Origin of the sequence: Streptomyces diastaticus subsp. diastaticus, from assembly GCF_011170125.1 — a bacterium.
In the GTDB taxonomy this organism is placed as follows: Bacteria; Actinomycetota; Actinomycetes; order Streptomycetales; family Streptomycetaceae; genus Streptomyces; species Streptomyces diastaticus.
In genome coordinates this window covers 32,592-51,009 of the sequence record NZ_BLLN01000005.1, presented here as the reverse complement: position 1 = coordinate 51,009, position 18,418 = coordinate 32,592, and the positions used below count along the sequence as shown (strand labels likewise).

Annotated in this window: 14 protein-coding genes and 2 riboswitches; of the genes, 4 read left to right on the top strand and 10 right to left on the bottom strand. The window is 70.2% G+C overall.

All coding sequences use genetic code 11. From position 1 onward, the window contains the following. The first annotated feature begins 58 nt into the window (after window positions 1–58). Complete coding sequence (locus Sdia_RS18080; protein WP_189501149.1) at window positions 59–355, top strand: hypothetical protein; 297 nt, start codon at window positions 59–61, stop codon at window positions 353–355. Window positions 356–369: 14 nt separating this feature from the next. Here the strand turns inward: Sdia_RS18080 and Sdia_RS18075 are convergent, their stop codons facing one another. Continuing rightward, window positions 370–1,821, bottom strand: coding sequence for a short-chain fatty acyl-CoA regulator family protein (locus Sdia_RS18075; RefSeq protein ID WP_189501151.1), 1,452 nt, complete (start codon window positions 1,819–1,821; stop codon window positions 370–372). A gap of 205 nt (window positions 1,822–2,026) precedes the next feature. Here Sdia_RS18075 and Sdia_RS18070 point away from each other — a divergent pair, with 205 nt between their 5' ends. The 3 genes from Sdia_RS18070 to Sdia_RS18060 are packed head-to-tail and all read left to right on the top strand — an operon-like array spanning window position 2,027 to window position 5,611. After that, window positions 2,027–3,535 carry an MmgE/PrpD family protein gene (locus tag Sdia_RS18070; RefSeq protein WP_189501153.1) on the top strand — a complete coding sequence of 503 codons (1,509 nt, stop codon included), beginning with the start codon at window positions 2,027–2,029 and terminating at the stop codon, window positions 3,533–3,535. Between the two features lie 2 nt (window positions 3,536–3,537). After that, entirely contained in the window at window positions 3,538–4,443 is a 906-nt protein-coding gene (gene prpB / locus Sdia_RS18065) for a methylisocitrate lyase (RefSeq protein ID WP_189501161.1), read from the top strand. Between the two features lie 31 nt (window positions 4,444–4,474). Further along, window positions 4,475–5,611, top strand: a complete 1,137-nt coding sequence (locus Sdia_RS18060) for a bifunctional 2-methylcitrate synthase/citrate synthase (protein ID WP_125490032.1) — start codon at window positions 4,475–4,477, stop codon at window positions 5,609–5,611. A gap of 6 nt (window positions 5,612–5,617) precedes the next feature. Here Sdia_RS18060 and thiI read toward each other — a convergent pair whose 3' ends face one another. From thiI to aceB, 9 genes are all read right to left on the bottom strand, one after another. Beyond that, the gene (thiI, locus tag Sdia_RS18055; RefSeq protein ID WP_229831689.1) at window positions 5,618–6,862 is read right to left on the bottom strand and encodes a tRNA uracil 4-sulfurtransferase ThiI; all 1,245 of its coding nucleotides are present in this window, start codon (window positions 6,860–6,862) and stop codon (window positions 5,618–5,620) included. Window positions 6,863–6,889: 27 nt separating this feature from the next. Further along, window positions 6,890–7,912 (bottom strand): class 1b ribonucleoside-diphosphate reductase subunit beta, encoded by a 1,023-nt coding sequence (nrdF, locus tag Sdia_RS18050; RefSeq protein WP_078889100.1) that lies wholly within the window; start codon window positions 7,910–7,912, stop codon window positions 6,890–6,892. 34 nt (window positions 7,913–7,946) lie between these two features. Beyond that, window positions 7,947–10,115, bottom strand: coding sequence for a class 1b ribonucleoside-diphosphate reductase subunit alpha (gene nrdE / locus Sdia_RS18045; protein WP_189501155.1), 2,169 nt, complete (start codon window positions 10,113–10,115; stop codon window positions 7,947–7,949). Further along, the gene (gene nrdI, locus Sdia_RS18040; RefSeq protein ID WP_189501157.1) at window positions 10,112–10,552 is read right to left on the bottom strand and encodes a class Ib ribonucleoside-diphosphate reductase assembly flavoprotein NrdI; all 441 of its coding nucleotides are present in this window, start codon (window positions 10,550–10,552) and stop codon (window positions 10,112–10,114) included. Before nrdI ends, nrdE begins: the two co-directional genes overlap by 4 nt. A 176-nt stretch (window positions 10,553–10,728) precedes the next feature. After that, window positions 10,729–10,950, bottom strand: a riboswitch (cobalamin riboswitch). 78 nt (window positions 10,951–11,028) lie between these two features. After that, window positions 11,029–12,246, bottom strand: coding sequence for an IS110 family RNA-guided transposase (locus Sdia_RS18035; protein WP_189501333.1), 1,218 nt, complete (start codon window positions 12,244–12,246; stop codon window positions 11,029–11,031). A gap of 310 nt (window positions 12,247–12,556) precedes the next feature. Next, window positions 12,557–12,883: a hypothetical protein gene (locus tag Sdia_RS18030; protein WP_189501202.1), complete on the bottom strand. Its 327-nt coding sequence runs from the start codon at window positions 12,881–12,883 to the stop codon at window positions 12,557–12,559. An 88-nt stretch (window positions 12,884–12,971) separates the two neighbouring features. Next, window positions 12,972–15,290: a 5-methyltetrahydropteroyltriglutamate--homocysteine S-methyltransferase gene (gene metE / locus Sdia_RS18025; protein ID WP_189501204.1), complete on the bottom strand. Its 2,319-nt coding sequence runs from the start codon at window positions 15,288–15,290 to the stop codon at window positions 12,972–12,974. 182 nt (window positions 15,291–15,472) lie between these two features. Continuing rightward, window positions 15,473–15,669, bottom strand: a riboswitch (cobalamin riboswitch). Between the two features lie 199 nt (window positions 15,670–15,868). Then, the gene (locus tag Sdia_RS18020) at window positions 15,869–16,738 is read right to left on the bottom strand and encodes a 3-hydroxybutyryl-CoA dehydrogenase (RefSeq protein ID WP_189501206.1); all 870 of its coding nucleotides are present in this window, start codon (window positions 16,736–16,738) and stop codon (window positions 15,869–15,871) included. Beyond that, window positions 16,735–18,330, bottom strand: coding sequence for a malate synthase A (gene aceB, locus Sdia_RS18015; protein ID WP_189501208.1), 1,596 nt, complete (start codon window positions 18,328–18,330; stop codon window positions 16,735–16,737). The genes Sdia_RS18020 and aceB overlap by 4 nt, the downstream gene beginning before the upstream one ends. Window positions 18,331–18,418 lie beyond the last annotated feature (88 nt).

Here is an 18,418-nt window from a genome sequence, read left to right as displayed (position 1 = left end):
CTGATCCGGGGTCCCTCGCGTTCGACGGTATGACCACCAACGGGGAACGGAGGGCGTGATGCCCCGACGTCCACAGCCGTCACGCATCACCCTGGGAGGAGCGGAAGCGGTCGCCCTTCCCGTGGCGGAGTACGAGCAGCTCCTCGCCAGCCGAAGACAGATGGGCGGTCAGAGCGCCCGCATCCGGGCCCTGAGCGAGCAACTGCGAAGGACCGAGCAGCTGTTGAACGAACTGGAAGAACTGGTGACGGACCCGCCTTCCGTCCGCGGCAGGGCGGCCGCGGAGGACGAGGGCGCCCGCCTGCGCCGAGCCGTCGCCGAGCTGGTGCGCCGCCACCGCGGGACGTCGCCCTGAGGGTTCCGGCACCCTCACGGCCCCGTGCTTTCCACCGGATACGGCACATAGGTCCGCCGGTCCGGATCGACCGCCAGCCGCCCGCCTGCTGGTGGCCGTGCACGCTGGGCGCAGTCACGGCGTTCGCAGATCCGGCAGCCGAGACCGATCGGGGTGGCGGCGCGCGGGTCGTCGAGCGCGACGCCTTCCGCGTAGACGAGGCGGTGGGCGTGGCGCAGTTCGCAGCCGAGCGCGACCGCGAACTCGGCGCGCGGCGCGTGGTGGCCGAAGCCTCCTCGGACGATGGTGCGGGCGACCCAGAAGTACCGCTTGCCGTCGGGCATCTCGGCCACCTGGGTGAGGATCCTGCCGGGCGAGGAGAACGCCCCGTACACCGTCCACAGCGGGCAGGTGCCGCCGAGCCGGGAGAAGTGGAAGTCGGTCGCGGACTGCCGCTTGGAGATGTTGCCGGCCCGGTCGACGCGTAGAAAGGAGAAGGGTACGCCGCGACGTCCCGTGCGCTGGAGGGTGCTCAGGCGGTGGCAGACCGTCTCGAAGCCGACGCCGAAGCGGGCGGACAGCAGCTCGATGTCGTAGCGCACCTCTTCCGCCACCGTGAGGAAGGCGCCGTACGGCATGAGCAGGGCTCCGGCGAAGTAGTTCGCCAGCCCGATCCGGGCCAGCGCCGCCGACTCCGGCGAGGTCAGCCCGGTGGCACCCGCGACGAGCTGATCGAGGAGTGGCCCGTGCTCCAGCAGGGCGAGCTGCGTGGCGAGCTGGAAGGCGCGCTGGCCGTCGCTGAGCCAGGGGGAGAGGAACAGCAGCCCGGTCTCGCGGGCGAAGCGCCGCGCGTCACCGGCCCGCCCCGGTGCGGCCTGGACGACGCGGACCTGGTGGCGCTCGGCCAGCAGTGCCGTCAGCGGGTCGGCCGCCTTGCCCGGACGCAGGCCGAGTCTCTCGGCGGTCCGCTCGGCCTCGGTGTCGAGGGGCTCGAAGTGGTTGTGGTGGGCGTAGAAGAAGTCCCGCACCTCGTCGTGCGGCTCGGCGGGAGGCAGCAGCGCGTCCGCGGCTCCGGGGGAGCCGAGGGCGGCGGCCTGCTCGACCGTGTCGCGGTAGCGGCGGTGCAGGGCGACCAGGGCCCGCGCGACGTCGGGGTGGTCGCGCACGGCCTCGGCGATCTCCTCGGGCGCGAGCGGCGGTACCCCGCACGCCTCGTCGGCCACGGCGGCCCGCAGGTCGGTGGCGAGCCGGTCCTCGTCGGCGTCGGAGAAGAACTCCGCGTCGATCCCGAAGACCTCCGCGATCCGCAGCAGGACGGAGGCGGTGAGCGGGCGCTGGCTCTGCTCGATCTGGTTGGCGTAGCTGGTGGAGATGGACAGGGCACGGGCCATGTCGACCTGGTTCATGCCGTGCTCACGGCGCAGCCGACGCAGTTTCGCATGGGCGTAGACCTTGCGGTCGGCCGCTTCTCGAGGCACGGCGCACATCCTTGTCGCAAGCCGGGAAGGGGGGACGTCCCGTGGTAGAGCCTTCTTGCGAACATAGCATTCGCCGTCTTCGCAGAATTCGCAGATTCGCAGCCCCGGTATGGAGGGATTCCGCAGCTTGGAGAGGTGGCCGGGCCCCCTCGGAGCGTGCACTGTCGATCACGTCAGCACCGACCAGGACCGTCCGCACACCTTGAGGAGTCCCGTGATCGAGCACCCCGTCCGTGTCCACCCCAGCGCCGACCGGCTTCCGCGCGAGGAACAGCTCGCCTGGAAGCTGGCCGCCGTGGCCACCGGCACCGAGGACCTGGACACCGACAGCGCCGCCATGGCGGTCAACCGGGTGATCGACAACGCCTCGGTGGCCGTCGCGTCCCTGCTGCGCCGGCCGGTCGCCGTCGCCCGGGCCCAGGCCACCGCTCACCGGGCCGCCGCCCCCGGCGCCTCCGTCTTCGGCAGCCGCGCCAAGGTCTCCCCCGAGTGGGCCGCCTGGGCGAACGGCACCGCGGTGCGGGAGCTGGATTTCCACGACACCTACCTGGCCGCCGACTACTCCCACCCCGGCGACAACATCCCGCCCCTGCTCGCGGTGGCCCAGCACACCGGCCGCAGTGGTGCCGACCTGCTGCGCGGAGTGATCGCCGCGTACGAGCTCCACGTCGCCCTGGTCAAGGGCATCTGCCTGCACGAGCACCGCATTGACCACGTGGCCCACCTCAGTGCCGCCACCTCGGGCGGCCTGGGCGCGATGCTGCGGCTGCCGACCGAGACCGTGTACCAGGCGATCCAGCAGGCCGTGCACACCACCACCGCCACCCGGCAGTCCCGCAAGGGCGAGATCTCCAGCTGGAAGGCGTACGCCCCCGCCTTCGCCGGCAAGGCCGCCATCGAGGCCGTCGACCGGGCGATGCGCGGCGAGACGTCCCCGTCGCCGATCTACGAGGGCGAGGACGGGTTTCTGGCCTGGATGCTGAACGGCCCGGAGTCGGAGTACACCGTCGTCTTGCCCGAGTCCGGCGAGGCGCGTCGCGCCATCCTCGACACCTACACCAAGGAGCACTCCGCCGAGTACCAGGCCCAGGCGATCATCGACCTCGCCCGGCGGCTGCGGGAGAAGGCCGGACCGCTGCGGAACGTGCGCTCGATCGTCCTGCACACCAGCCACCACACCCACCACGTGATCGGCTCGGGTGCGAATGATCCGCAGAAGTACGACCCCTCGGCCAGCCGGGAGACGCTCGACCACTCGGTGCCGTACATCTTCGCTGTCGCGCTGGAGGACGGGATCTGGCACCACGAGCGCTCGTACGCCCCCGAGCGCGCGCGGCGCCCGGAGACCGTCGAGCTGTGGCGGAAGATCACGACGGTCGAGGACCCGGAGTGGACCAGCCGCTACCACGACCCCGACCCGGACCGCCGTGCCTTCGGCGGACGCGCGGTCATCACCCTCGACGACGGTTCGGTGATCGAGGACGAACTCGCCGTCGCCGACGCCCACCCGGCCGGCGCCCGGCCCTTCGACCGCTCCGGATACGTCGGCAAGTTCCGCACGCTCGCCGAGGGCGTCGTCACCGAGTCCGCGCAAGACGCGTTCCTGGACACCGCGGCCCGCCTCGCCCAGTTGTCGGCGGACGACCTGGACGGCCTGTTCCCCGCCGTCGACACCGAGGCCGTCGCCGCATACGACACGCGTCTGCCGAAGGGACTGTTCTGATGGTGCTGCACACCCGGACCACACCCGCCGAGCGCCGCCGCACCTTCCGCGAGCACCTGGCCTCGGGCCGGCTGCTGCGCATGCCGGGCGCCATCAACCCGTTGTCCGCCCGCCTGATCCAGGACACCGGCTTCGACGCCGTCTACCTGTCCGGCGCGGTCCTCGCCGCCGACCTGGGCCTGCCCGACATCGGCCTGACCACCTCCACCGAGATCGCGGCCCGCGCCCAGCAGACGACCAGGGTCACCGACCTGCCCGTCCTCATCGACGCCGACACCGGCTTCGGCGAACCCATGAACGCCGCCCGCACCGTCCAGCTGATGGAGGACGCCGGGCTGGCCGGACTCCACCTGGAGGACCAGGTCAACCCCAAGCGCTGCGGCCACCTCGACGGAAAGACGATCACGCCCCGGGAGGAGATGGTCCGGCGCGTCCGGGCCGCCGTCGACGCCCGCCGGGACCCGGACTTCCTGCTGATGGCCCGCACCGACGCCCGCGCGGTCGAGGGCCTTGACGCCGCGATCGACCGGGCCAGGGCGTACGTCGACGCCGGCGCGGACGCGATCTTCCCCGAAGCCCTCGCCGACCTCTCCGAGTACGAGGCGTTCCGCAAGGCCGTCGACGTGCCGCTGCTCGCCAACCTCACCGAGTTCGGCAAGACCCCCCTCCTCGACACGGCCACCCTGGAGAACCTCGGCTACAACATCGCCCTGTATCCCGTCACCCTCCTGCGCCTCGCGATGGGGGCGGTCGAGGACGGGCTGCGAACCATCGCCGCGGAGGGCACCCAGGGGTCCCTGCTGCCCCGCATGCAGACCCGCTCCCGTCTGTACGAACTCCTCGGCTACGAGGAGTACTCGGCCTTCGACTCGGCCGTCTTCGACTTCACCCTCCCGCCGGGCAACTGACCCGGCACCTGACCCACGAAGGCAGGCACCCATGACCACCACCGCGCCCGGGATCCACCGCGGTCTCGCCGGTGTCGTCGTCGACACCACCGAGATCTCCACGGTCATCCAGGACACCAACTCCCTCACCTACCGCGGCTATCCCGTCCAGGACCTCGCGGCCCGCCGCTCCTTCGAGGAAGTCGCCCACCTGCTCTGGTACGGCGAACTCCCCGACCAGGGGCAGCTCCGCGATTTCCAGGCCCGTGAACGCGCCCTGCGTCCCCTCGACCGCACCACACTGGAACTGCTCGCCCGGCTGCCCGAGACGTGCCATCCCATGGACGTCCTGCGCACCGCCGTCAGCTTCTTCGGCGCGGAGGACCCCACCGAGGACGACGGCAGCCTCGCCGCCAACCGCGCCAAGTCCCTCACCCTGCTCGCGAAGCTGCCCACGGTCGTGGCCGCCGACCAGCGGCGCCGCCGGGGCTTCGCCCCGATCCCGCCCGACCCGTCCCTCGGGTACGCCGAGAACTTCTTCCACATGTGCTTCGGCAGCGTGCCCGACCCGGACGTGGTCCGCTGCTTCGAGATCTCCCTGACCTTGTACGCCGAACACAGCTTCAACGCCTCGACGTTCACCGCCCGCGTCGTCACCTCCACCCTCTCCGATCTCTACAGCGCGGTCACCGCCGCGATCGGCGCCCTCAAGGGACCGCTGCACGGCGGTGCCAACGAGGCCGTGATGCACATGCTGCTGGAGATCGGCGATCCGCAGCGGGCCGAGACGTGGCTGGACGAGGCGCTGGCGACCAAGCGGAAGATCATGGGGTTCGGCCACCGTGTCTACAAGCACGGCGACTCCCGCGTCCCGGTCATGCAGGACGCCCTGGACCGGCTGGTCGCCCGCGCCGCCGACCCCGAGGTGACCCGGCTCGCCACCCTCCACGCCGCCCTGCGGCACGCCATGGTCGACCGCAAGGGCATCCACCCGAACCTGGACTACCCGGCCGGCCTCGCCTACCACCTCATGGGCTTCGACATCCCGGTCTTCACGCCGATCTTCGTGATGAGCCGCATCACCGGCTGGACGGCGCACATCACCGAGCAGCTCGCCCACAACGCGCTGATCCGCCCGCTGGCCTCGTACGACGGCCCGGGCCAGCGGGCGGTGCCGGGCGCGGCGTGAACACCGTCAGACGGAGGCCGCGCAGTCGCCGTCCGCGGCGGCTGGCACCTCCTCGGCGTCCGTCCCCGGACGCAGCACCTGAGCGGCGTCCAGAAGCGTCTCGACCACCTCGTCCAGGTCGAGACGCTTCTCGACGGAGTACAGCTGCGGCAGCCCGGCGCGGGTGCTGACCCGCGGAGGTGCGAGCAGGCTGCAGCAGTCCTCGTCGGGCAGGACCGAGATCCCGGCGGTGCCGATGGACACGGCCTCGTCGATGATCTCCTGCTTGTCCCAGCCGATCAGAGGCCGCAGCACGGGCAGAGCCGCCGCCTCGTCCACCGCGGCCAGGTTGGCCAGCGTCTGACTGGCCACCTGGCCCAGGCTGTCGCCCGTCACCAGGGCCTCGGCGCTGGTACGTGCGGCCAGTGCCGACGCGGTGCGCACCATCAGCCGGCGCTGCGCCACCACCTGGAGCCGCCCCGCCCCGGCCACGGCGAGCTGCTTCTGGGCCTTGCCGAGGGCGATGACGTGCAGCCGGCCGGGTGGCTGGTAGCGGTTCAGCTCTCGGGCCAGGGCGTACGCCTTGTACACCGACGACGGATTGGTGTACGGGGCGCCGTTGAAGTGCACGAAGTCGCAGGCCAGTCCGCGCCTCATGGCACGGTGTGCGGCCACCGGTGAGTCGTAGCCGCCGGACAGCAGGACCAGGGCACGGCCGCTGGAGCCGACGGGCAGCCCGGTCAGGCCCGGGAGGCGTTCGCGGGACAGGTACGTCTCCTTGCGGTCGATCTCCACCGTCAGTACGACATCGGGCCGGGCCAGGTTCACGCGCAGGCCGGGAACCCGGGCCAGGACCCTGGCCCCGACGTGGGCGTCCACCTGGGACGAGGTCAGCGGGAACTGCTTGTCCCGCCGTCTGGTCCGCACGGCGAATGTGGCGCCGTGCGGGGTGTCGGCCAGCGCGTCCACGGCCGCCGCGGTGATGGTGTCCAGATCGCTGGGCACCCGCACGGCCGGCTCCACCGAGTTGAAGCCGATCACCCTGCGCGCCCGCTCCAGCAGAGCCTCCTGAGGCACCTGCCCGCCCAGTACGGTCACGTTCTGGGCGGTCTTGATCCACGTCGAACCGCCGATTCCGCGCAGTGCGAGCCGCAGGTTGTCGTGCAGCCGCTCGGTGAAGAGGTGGCGGTTGCGGCCCTTGAGGAAGATCTCGCCGTGCTTGAGCAGCACGCACGAGCCGTGACGGTCGGGCGCGCCACGGGGAGCGGGCACACGGGGTGTGTCGGACACGGCAACCTCTCAGAAGTCCCAGTCGTCGTCGGCGGTGTCCTCGGCCTTGCCCATGACGTACGAGGAGCCGGACCCGGAGAAGAAGTCGTGGTTCTCGTCCGCGCCGGGCGAGAGCGCCGCAAGGATCTCCGGGTTCACCTCGGTCTCCTCCGCGTCGAACCGGGCCGGGTAACCCAGGTTCATCAGCGCCTTGTTGGCGTTGTACCGGACGAAGACCGCCACGTCGTCCATGAGTCCGAGCGGCTCGTACAGCTCGCCGGAGTACTGGAGCTCCAGCTGGTACAGCTTCTCCAGCAGGTCGTACGTGAACGTCCGCATCTCCTCCTGCCCGGCGGCGTCGAGCTTCTCCAGGCCGCGCTGGTACTTGTAGCCGGAGTAGTAGCCGTGCACGGCCTTGTCGCGCAGGATCAGCCGGATCATGTCGGCGGTGTTGGTGAGCAGGGCGTGGGTGGAGAAGTGCAGCGGGAGGTAGAAGCCCGCGTACAGCAGCAGCGAGGACAGGAGGGTGGAGGCGACCTTCCGCTTGAGCGGGTCGTCGCCGTAGTAGTACTCCAGGACCGTCTTGCAGCGCTGCTGGAGGACGTCGTTGTCCACGGCCCAGCGGTAGGCGTCGTCGATCTCCGGGGTGGTGGAGAGCGTCGAGAAGACCGAGGAGTAGCTGCGGGCGTGCACGGCCTGCATGAAGGCGATGTTGGTGTAGACGGCCTCCTCGTGCTCGGTGCGGGCGTCCTGGATCTGGACGATTTCGCCGACCGTGGCCTGCACGGTGTCGAGCATGGTCAGGCCGGTGAACACGCGCATGGTGAGCGTGCGCTCCTCGGCGGTGAGCTTCTGCTGCCAGTCCTTGAGGTCGTTGGACAGCGGGACCTTCTCGGGCAGCCAGAAGTTGGCGGTGAGCCGGTTCCAGACCTCCAGGTCCTTCTCGTCGGTGACGCGGTTCCAGTTGACCGGCCGGAGCCGGGCGGCCGGGTCGTGACGGTAGGAGGGCGGCGTGACCGACAGCTCGGTCGGTGCAGGGGGAGTCGTGGTCATGGTGCGTGCTTCCAGAAGGTGGGGGAGGGCGGGGTCACAGGGTGCAGGACAGGCAGTTCTCGATCTCGGTGCCTTCGAGGGCCTCCTGGCGCAGCCGGATGTAGTAGAGGGTCTTGATGCCCTTGCGCCAGGCGGGGATCTGCGCCTTGTTCAGGTCGCGGGTGGTGGCGGTGTCCCGGAAGAAGAGGGTGCAACTCAGGCCCTGGTCGACGTGCTGGGTGGCCGCCGCGTAGGTGTCGATGATCTTCTCGTAGCCGATCTCGTACGCGTCCTGGAAGTACTCCAGGTTGTCGTTGTCCATGTGCGGCGCCGGGTAGTAGACGCGGCCGAGCTTGCCCTCCTTGCGGATCTCCACCTTGGAGGCGATCGGGTGGATGGAGGCGGTCGAGTCGTTGATGTAGCTGATGGATCCGGTGGGCGGTACGGCCTGAAGGTACTGGTTGTAGATGCCGTGCTCCCGCACGGACTCCTTCAGCTCGCGCCAGTCGGCCTGCGTGGGCAGGGCGATCCCCGCGTCGGCGAACAGCTTCCGTACCCGCTCGGTGGCCGGCTCCCAGACCCGCTCGGTGTACTTGTCGAAGTACGAGCCGTCCGCGTACGCCGTGGCCTCGAAGCCGTCGAAGGCGGTGCCGCGCTCGATCGCGATCCGGTTCGACGCGCGCAGGGCGTGGAAGGCGACCGCGTAGAAGTACATGTCGGTGAAGTCGACGCCCTCCTCGCTGCCGTAGTGGATGCGCTGCGAGGCGAGGTAGCCGTGCAGGTTCATCTGGCCGAGGCCGATGGAGTGGGACAGGTCGTTGCCGTGCGCCACGGACGGCACCGCGTCGATGTTCGACTGGTCGGAGACGGAGGTGAGTCCGCGCACCGCCGTCTCGACCGTCGCGCCGAGGTCGGGGGAGGCCATCGCGGCGGCGATGTTCAGTGAGCCGAGGTTGCAGGAGATGTCCCGGCCGACCGTCTCGTAGCCGAGCGAGGCGTCGTAGGTGCTGGGGGTGTTGACCTGGAGGATCTCCGAGCACAGGTTGGACATGTTGATCCAGCCCGGGATCGGGTTGGCCCGGTTCACCGTGTCCTCGAACAGCAGGTACGGGTAGCCGGACTCGAACTGCAGCTCCGCGACGGTCTTGAAGAACTCGCGGGCACTGAGCGTGGTCTTGCGGATGCGCGGGTTGGCGACCATCTCGTCGTAGTGCTCGCTCACCGACAGGTCGGCCAGCGGCATGCCGTACTCGCGCTCCACGTCGTAGGGCGAGAACAGGCGCATGTCCTCGTTGCGCTTGGCGAGCTCGAACGTGATGTCCGGGACGACCACGCCTAGAGACAGGGTCTTGATACGGATCTTCTCGTCCGCGTTCTCCCGCTTGGTGTCCAGGAACCGCATGATGTCTGGGTGGTGGGCGTGGAGGTACACCGCGCCCGCACCCTGCCGCGCACCGAGCTGGTTGGCGTAGGAGAAGGAGTCCTCCAGGAGCTTCATCACCGGGACGACACCGGAGGACTGGTTCTCGATCTTCTTGATCGGCGCCCCCTGCTCGCGCAGGTTCGTCAGCAGAAGCGCCACGCCGCCGCCGCGCTTGGAGAGCTGGAGCGCCGAGTTGATGCCGCGCCCGATGGACTCCAGGTTGTCCTCGACACGCAGCAGGAAGCAGGAGACCAGTTCGCCGCGCTGGGCCTTGCCCGCGTTGAGGAAGGTCGGGGTGGCCGGCTGGAAACGGCCGGTCATCATCTCGTCGACCAGCCGGGAGGCCAGCGTCTCGTCGCCGGCGCCCAGGAACAGGGCGGTGGCGACGACTCGGTCCTCGTAGCGTTCCAGGTATCGGGAACCGTCGAAGGCCTTGAGCGTGTACGACGTGTAGTACTTGAACGCCCCGAGGAAGGTGCGGAAGCGGTGCTCGTGCGCGTACGCCCGCCGGTAGAGGTCCTCCAGGAACTCCCAGCGGTAGCGCCGGATCGGGGCTTCCTCGTAGTAGTCGTTCGCGATCAGGTAGTCGATCTTCTCCTTGAGCGACCCGAACTGCACGGTGTTCGGGTTCACATGCTGGAGGAAGTACTGCCGTACGGCTTCGCGGTCCTGGCCGAACTGGATGTTGCCGTCGCAGTCGTACATGTTCAGCATGGCGTTCAGCGCGTGGTAGTCCTTGCGCGTGCCGACCGACTCGCGCTGCGCCGCGGGGACCGTGACCGCGGTGGTGAGGGTGCTCATGCCGCCTGTCGCTCCGTCGTCCGCCTGGTTGACGAGTGTCGTGTCCAAAATTTTTGCAGCCCTTCCCTCACGGCGCGGACGTCGCGGTCCGTGCCCAGCAGTTCGAATCGGTACAGCTCCGGGACCCGGCACTTCGCCGAGATCACCCGGCCGGCCAGGCAGTAGTCGACGCCGAAGTTGGTGTTGCCGGAGGCGATGACTCCGCGCAGCAGCAGCCGGTTGGCCTCGACGTTCAGAAAGCGGATCACCTGCTTGGGCACCGCGCCCGCGTGTTCTCCGCCGCCGTAGGTCGGCGTGATCAGCACATACGGCTCGGTCACCTGCGGTATGCCCTCGCGACGCGGGTGCAGGGGGATGCGCGTGGCCGGCAGGGCCAGCTTCTCCACGAAGCGTCTGGTGTTCTCCGAGACGCTGGAGAAATACACGAGACCGCTCATCGGCCGCCGTCTCCTCTCGCTCGTTCTCGTCCTCGCCCGAGGACCGGGAGGGGAGGAGCGGCGCGGGACGTTCGGCGGGACACCGGGCTGGCGGAGGAAAATCTGTGTGCCTCGCCCGGGGCCGTGCGTCTGCCACCTGGCCCTCCCTCGGGGCCTCGGAGCGCGCACACCGCTGTCCGGCGTGCGCACCGGTGGCAGGTCTTCGGACTCGCGGGCGTGTCTCGTGCGTACGAGACCCCTACTGGCCGTCGCTTCCCGGGCCCGGCTTCCGGACCTAGTGCTTGTGACGGCGGTCGTTCCCACTCACCGCTGCGGGGCAGTCCCGGTCTTTCACCGGGTTCCCTCTTGCGACGCCGAACACAGCAGTGCCCGGCGAACCACCAGCATCGCCAACACTACATCTAGAACCGGGGGGTGCCTCTATGTCGTTCGTCAAGGCATCCCTGCCGGGTTTGGGGTGGTTCGTGATGGTGGGGTTATGCGGCGAGTTCAACGTCCTTCGGTGTCCGGGATTGGTAGAAGGTGCCGTCGCGGAGCATGGCGAACAGGACGCTGATGCGCTGGCGGGCGAGGCGGAGGAGGGCCTGGGTGTGGGTCTTGCCGCGGGCTCGCTGGCGGTCGTAGTAGGCGCGAGAGACGGGATCGGCGTTCATGCAGGCGAAGGCGGACAGGAACATCGCCCGTTTGAGTTGCCGATTGCCGCCTCGGGGTGCGTGTTCGCCGTGGATCGAGGTTCCCGACTGCTTCGTGGTGGGGGCGAGGCCGGCGTAGGAGGCCAGGTGGGCAGCGGTGGGGAAGCTGGTGCCGTCGCCGACGGTGACCAGCAGGACAGCGGCGGTCCTGACGCCGACGCCGGGCATCGACGTCAGGACCGGGGAAAGAGGGTGGGCCTCCAGCAGCGTGTTGATCTGGGCTTCCATCGCCCTGCGCTGGGTGTGGACGGCGGCGAGCGAGGCGGCCAGGGAGGGCACGACGATATCGAGGGTGCCGGTGCCCGGGACGACGACGGTCTGTTCGTCGAGGGCCTCGAAGATGTCGTCGATCAGCCGCTGGGCCATGCGCGGCGCCTTGGGCCGGATCAGTTCGACGAGTCTGCGGCGGCCGGCTTTGCGCAGGGCGGCCGGGGAGCCGTGACGCTCCAGGAGCCAGGTGACGGCCTGGTGGTCGAGGCGCGGGCCCAGAACACGTTCCAGGCTGGGATGGAACTGAGTGAGCAGGCCGCGTATCCGGTTGCTGGTGCGGGTGGCCTCGGCCGCGAGGTCCTGGTCGAAGCCGACGAGCACGGTCAGCTCGGCGGTGATCTCATCGGTAAGGTCCAGGGAACGCAGGGCGTGCGGCATCGTCCGGGCCGCGTCCGCGATCACCGCCGCGTCCTTGGCGTCGGTCTTGGCCTCGCCCGGGTAGAGGTCGGCGATCCGCCGCATGGCGAGTCCGGGCAGGTAGGCGACCTGGCAGCCCGCGTCCCGGGCCACGGTCAGCGGGAGGGCGCCGATCGAGGCGGGCTGGTCCACGATCACCAACACGGTGCCGAACTTCGCGGTCAGCTTGTCGAGAACGGCCCGCAGTTTCGGTTCGCTGTTGGGCAGCGGCTTGTCGAAGACCTTCTTCCCGGCCGGGGTGAGCCCGTGGCCGTGATGGTTGCTCTTGCCGACGTCCAGGCCGAGGAACACGCCCACGCCTTCGATCTCGAACATCGCGCCCTTCCCAGGGGTGTTGACGGTGCCGGCCTCGGCTCGGGTGTCGTGCTCGCGCATCCACGTTATGCAGACCTGCCGCCCGCGAACCGCCCGGCATTGCACCGGACCGGACGGTGGCCGGACCTCTGATCAGCGTCTCCGACGAACACCCCCGGGCCCGGTGACACCACCCCCCAGGTCATTCCTTCGACAGGGGGACACAGTCATGCCGGGCCCAGAGGCCAGCGGCCCCGTTGCGGAGCCGCAGAAAACATAACGGGGGTGTGCACACCCCAGATGTTGTGTCGTGATGAGAAATTAGGTATACCTAAGTTCGATTACGGTCGGGCGAGTGCCGCCTTTTCGAAGCCCGCCCTGACCCGGCGACGCCGCGTGCCTGCCGGGCCCGTCGGCGCATCTCCGCGGTCAGGGGCGACGAGGTCTCGCGTGACCCGTCCGTGCCGGCGGTGTCGAGTGCCTCGGCCACGGTGTCCAGGAACTCGCTCAGGTCGGTCAGGGTGTCGCGCAGCATGCGCAGCTTGGCGGTCTGGCTGCCGAGCTGTCTGCGCATGGCCAGCAGGCTTTCGAACTGCTTTTCGGGCATGGCGATCATGGGTTTGCCGTCCACGACGACCTGCCGCGGCTTGCCGGGCACTGACGGTCCGCCTTCCTGTCCTTGGTTGTGGCGGTGCTCTCGGAAGGGCCGGGACGCCTGTGGCGTCCCGGCCCACTGCCTTCTTCGGTCAGGAGGCGGGCAGCTCGCTCCGGACGGTGCGGGCGGCGGCGACCAGGTTTTCCAGCGAGGCGCGGGTCTCGGGCCAGGCGCGGGTCTTCAGGCCGCAGTCGGGGTTAACCCACAGCCGCTCGGCCGGGATCGCCTTGAGGCCGGTGCGCAGCAGGTCAGCGGCCTCGTCGGCGCTCGGGACGCGCGGGGAGTGGATGTCGTAGACACCTGGTCCGGCCTCGCGGGGGTAGCCGTGGGCGGCGAGTTCGCGCGCGACCTGCATGTGGGAGCGGGCGGCCTCCAGGCTGATGACGTCGGCGTCGAGGTCGTCGATGGCCTGCACGATGTCGCCGAACTCGGCGTAGCACATGTGGGTGTGGATCTGGGTGTCCGGCCGCACCCCGCTCGTGCTGAGCCGGAACGCCTCGGTGGCCCACGCCAGGTAGGCGTCCCGGTCGGCGGCCCGCAGCGGCAGGGTCTCGCGCAGCGCGGGCTCGTCCACCTGGATGACCGAGGTGCCGGCCGCCTCCAGGTCGTTGACCTCGTCGCGCAGGGCGAGGGCGACCTGGCGGGCGGTGTCGCCGAGGGGCTGGTCGTCGCGGACGAAGGACCAGGCCAGCATGGTGACCGGTCCGGTCAGCATGCCCTTGACGGGCCGGTCGCTGAGCGACTGGACGTACGAGGTCCAGCGCACGGTCATCGGCTCGGGGCGGGAGATGTCGCCGGCCAGGATCGGCGGGCGGACGTAGCGGGTGCCGTAGGACTGGACCCAGCCGTGCTGGGTGGCGAGGTAGCCGGTGAGCTGTTCGGCGAAGTACTGGACCATGTCGTTGCGTTCGGGCTCGCCGTGCACCAGGACGTCCAGGCCGGTCTTCTCCTGGAAGGAGATCACTTCCTGGATCTCTGCCTTGATGCGCTCCTCGTATCCGGCGGTGTCGATGCGCCCGGCACGCAGGTCGGCGCGGGCGGTGCGCAGTTCGCCGGTCTGCGGGAAGGAGCCGATGGTGGTCGTGGGCAGCAGGGGCAGCCTGAGGTGGGCGCGCTGGGCGGCGGTGCGCTCGGCGTACGGCTGGGAACGGCGGGCGTCTGCGTCCATCACGGCCTCGGCACGGGACCGGACGGCGGGGTCGCGGGTGATCGGCGAGCTCGTACGTGAGGCGAGGCCGGCGCGGTTGGCGGCGAGTTCCCCGGTGATGGCGTCGGTGCCCTGGGCGAGGCCCTTGGCGAGCGTGACGACCTCGGCGGTCTTCTGCTGGGCGAAGGCCAGCCAGCGCAGGATTTGCGGATCGACGTCCTTTTCCGCGGACGCGTCCAGGGGGACGTGGAGGAGGGAGCAGGAAGCGGCGACGTCGACGCGGTCGGCGAGGCCGAGGAGGGTTCCGAGGGTGGACAGCGACTTCTGCAGGTCGTTGATCCAGATGTTCCGGCCGTTGACGACACCGGCGACCAGGCGCTTGCCGGGCAGCCCGCCGACGGCCGCGAGGGCGTCCAGGTTGGCGGCCGCGGCATCGGTGAAGTCGAGCGCGAGTCCCTCGACCGGGGCCTGCGCCAGGATCGGCAGTGCGTCCCCGAGCCGGTCGAAGTAGGAGGCCACGAGCAGCTTGGGCCGGTCGGTGAGAGCACCGAGATTGCGGTAGGCGCGCTCGGCGGCGTTCAGCTCGGCCGGGGTACGGTCCTGCACGAGGCCGGGTTCATCGAGCTGCACCCACTCTGCGCCGGCCGCGCGCAGGTCGGCGAGCACTTCCGCGTACACGGGCAGTAGCCGGTCCAGGAGGGTCAGCGGCTCGAAGTCGGCGGGTACGCCCGGGGCGGGCTTGGCCAGCAGAAGATACGTCACGGGGCCGACCAGCACGGGCCGGGCGGTGAGTCCCTGGGCGAGGGCTTCCTTCAGCTCGCCGACCTGCTTGCCGGAGTCGGCCGTGAAGACGGTGTCGGGACCCAGCTCGGGGACCAGGTAGTGGTAGTTGGTGTCGAACCACTTGGTCATCTCCAGCGGACCGACATCCTGGGTACCGCGCGCCATCGCGAAGTAGCCGTCCGTCGCGTCGGCCTCGACCGCGGAGCGGTGCCGCTCGGGGATCGCGCCGACCATGACGGTGGTGTCCAGGACGTGGTCGTAGTACGAGAAGTCACCGGTGGGCACCTCGTGGACGCCAGCGTCGGCGAGCCGTTGCCGGTTGTTCCGGCGGAGTTCGGCGGCGGTGGCTTGGAGGGCGTCGGCGGTGACGCGGCCCTTCCAGTAGCCTTCGATCGCCTTCTTCAGTTCCCGGTTCGGGCCCTGGCGGGGGTAGCCGTACACGGTGGCCCGTGCTGCCGCGGCTGCGGACTTGGCTGTCACGGAGATCTCCTTCGCGAGATGAATCCCTGAGATCCCGGAGACGGGACGAGAGCGCGAAGGGTGTGACGGACCGGACGGACCCGACCTCGCGCGGCACTGGCGCGGTCGTTCCGTCTGGTGTGTTCGCCGACCCGCCCTCGAGGTCACCGGGATGTCCGCGCACGGATCGGTCCGCGCGCGGGCAGTTGGCAGGTCTTCGGACTCGCGGGCACGTCCTTCGTCGTAAAGGACACCTACTGGCCGTCGCTTCCCAGGCCCGGTACGTCGGACCCAGTGCGTATGACGGCGGTCGTTCCCGCTCACCGCTGCGGGGCAGTCCCGGATTCCCACCGGGTTCCCTCTTGCGACACCCCGACTGGCGGACGGGGCGAACCAGCTGCTGCGGTCACCCTACGGGGTGGCGCCGCGAAAGGAAGAGTGCCGTCCATCATGCGGAAGGCGGGTCGGGCGTCCCGGCGGGTGGCAGCGGTGAGGGGCGGCGAACGCCGCACTCGCGCTCACCGCCCCTTCCCGCCGTGCCGCAGGGACCCTCACCCCTGTGGCGCCGCGGGCCCCTCGGCCCGCGTCGTACCAGGCCCTCAGCCCTGGGCGTAGCTGTGGAACCCCCGGCCGGACTTCCGGCCCAGCAGTCCCGCCTCCACCATCCGCTGGAGCAGCGGAGGAGGAGCGTAAAGAGACTCGCGGAACTCGTCGTAGAGGGACTCCGCGATGGACACCACGGTGTCCAGGCCGATGAGGTCGGCCAGTTTCAGCGGTCCCATCGGGTGGGCGCAGCCCAGTTCCATGCCCGCGTCGATGTCGGCGGCGGTGGCGAACCCGGACTCCGCCATCCGCACGGCCGAGAGCAGGTAGGGGATGAGCAACGCGTTGACGACGAAGCCGGCCCGGTCCTTGGAGCGGACAACCGTCTTGCCGAGCGTCCGGGACGCGAAGTCCTCCACCAGGACGGTCGTCCCGGCCGACGTGTGCAGCGAGGTGACCACCTCGACCAGCGGCAGGACGGGAACGGGGTTGAAGAAGTGCAGGCCGACGACCCGGTCCGCCCGGGAGGTGGCCATGCCGAGCCGCATCACGGGCAGGGAGGAGGTGTTGGTGGCGAGGACGGCTGCGGGGTCTTCGACGATCTTGTCCAGGGCGGCGAAGACCTCGGTCTTGGCGTTCGGATTCTCGATGACGGCCTCGATGATGAGCTGCCGGTCGGCGAGATCGTCCAGGCTGCCGGTGAAGACGAGCCGGGTACGGGCGTCGGCGGCGGCCTCGCGGCTCAGCTTGCCGCGTCGTACGGCTCGGTCCAGGGAGCCGGCGATCCGGTCCCGCGCGGCGCGTGCGGCGACCGCGTCCACCTCGCAGACCACGGTGTCCAGTCCGGCCCGCGCACAGACCTCGGCGATCCCCGCGCCCATCTGCCCGCCGCCGACCACGCCGACGCGGGTGACGCCGGCGCTCACACCTGCACCTGCGATCGGCGCACGAGGTGGCGGGTGTAGGCGTCGGGGGTGAAGAACAGCGGCAACTCACCCGCCAGCGCGGTCTGCTCGAAGAGGGGGCGGATGTTTTCGGCCGAGGCCCACGGGTATTCGGCGCCGAGCGCCGTGATCTCGTCGGCGAGCAGTTCGAGCACCGTCTCGCGGTCGATCACCCGATGCCGCAGCCACTGCCAGATCTGCACGCGGGCGATCTCGGCGGTGGCCGCGTCCTCCATCAGCCCGTCGAGGGCGACCGCGCCCTGGCCGCGCAACCAGGCGGCGTAGTACCGCAGTGTGACGGAGATATTGGTGCGCACCCCGTCAGCGGTGGGCGGCCCGCTGATCCGGCGCACGGACAGCAGGTCGGCCGGGGCGACCTCGACGTCGTCGCGGGTGCGGTCGAGCTGGTGGGGCCGCTCACCGAGAACGCCGTCGAACACGTCGCGGCAGACGCGGACGAGTGCCGGATGGGCGACCCAGGAGCCGTCGAAGCCGTCTTCGGCCTCCCGCTCCTTGTCGAGGCGGACCTTGGTGAAAGCGGCCTCGTTCGCGGCCGGGTCCTTGCCCGGCACCTGGGCGGCCATGCCGCCGATGGCGTGCGCGCCGCGCCGGTGGCAGGTGCGCACGAGGAGTTCGGTGTACGCCCGCATGAAGGGGGCGGTCATCGTGACCTTCGCCCGGTCCGGGAGGAGGAAGTCGGTGCGGTGGCCGAAGGTCTTGATGATGCTGAAGAGGTAGTCCCATCGGCCGGCGTTCAGTCCCGCGCTGTGTTCGCGCAGTTCGTGGAGGATCTCCTCCATCTCGAACGCGGCGGTGATCGTCTCGATGAGGACGGTGGCGCGGATCGTGCCGCGCGGGATGCCCAGCAGCTCCTGGGCGAGCAGGAAGACGTCGTTCCACAGCCGGGCCTCGTACCTGTTCTCCAGCTTGGGGAGGTAGAAGTAGGGGCCGTACCCGGCGTCGATCTGCCGCTGGGCGCAGTGGAAGAAGTACAGGCCGAAGTCGACGAGCGCGGCGGGCACCGGGCGGCCGTCGTACTCCAGGTGCTCCTCGTCGAGGTGCCAGCCGCGCGGCCGGACCATGATGGTGGCGAGCCGGTCCCCCAGCCGGTACTCCTTGCCCTCGGGCGTGGTGAAGTCGATCCGGCGCTCGATGGCGTCCAGGAGGGTGAGCTGCCCGCCGACGACGTTGTCCCACAGCGGGGCGGTGGCGTCCTCGAAGTCCGCCATCCACACCTTGGCACCGCTGTTGAGGGCGTTGACGGCCATGCGGCGCTCCGGCGGCCCGGTGATCTCCACCCGGCGGTCGGTCAGACCGGGCGCGGGCGGCGCCACGCGCCAGTCGGCGTCGGCCCGGACGCGGGCGGTGACCATGGGGAAGTCGAGAGGCGAGCCGGACGCCAGTCGCAGTACCTGCCGGCGGCGTTCCTTCATCAAGTCCCGTCGACGCGACGCGAACGCCTCGACGAGCTTGCCGACGAAGGCGAGAGCGGCCGGGGTGAGGATCTCGTCGTGCCGGTGACCGGGCGCGGCGAGGACACGGAGCTGCTGGTGGGTGGGTGCGGTGGTGGTCATCGGGCTCTCCTGGGAGGTGGGAGCGGAGGGGGACGGAGACGGTTCGTCCCCCTCCGCCGGCGGGGCCGGCCGCACGCGGGGCGTCCGG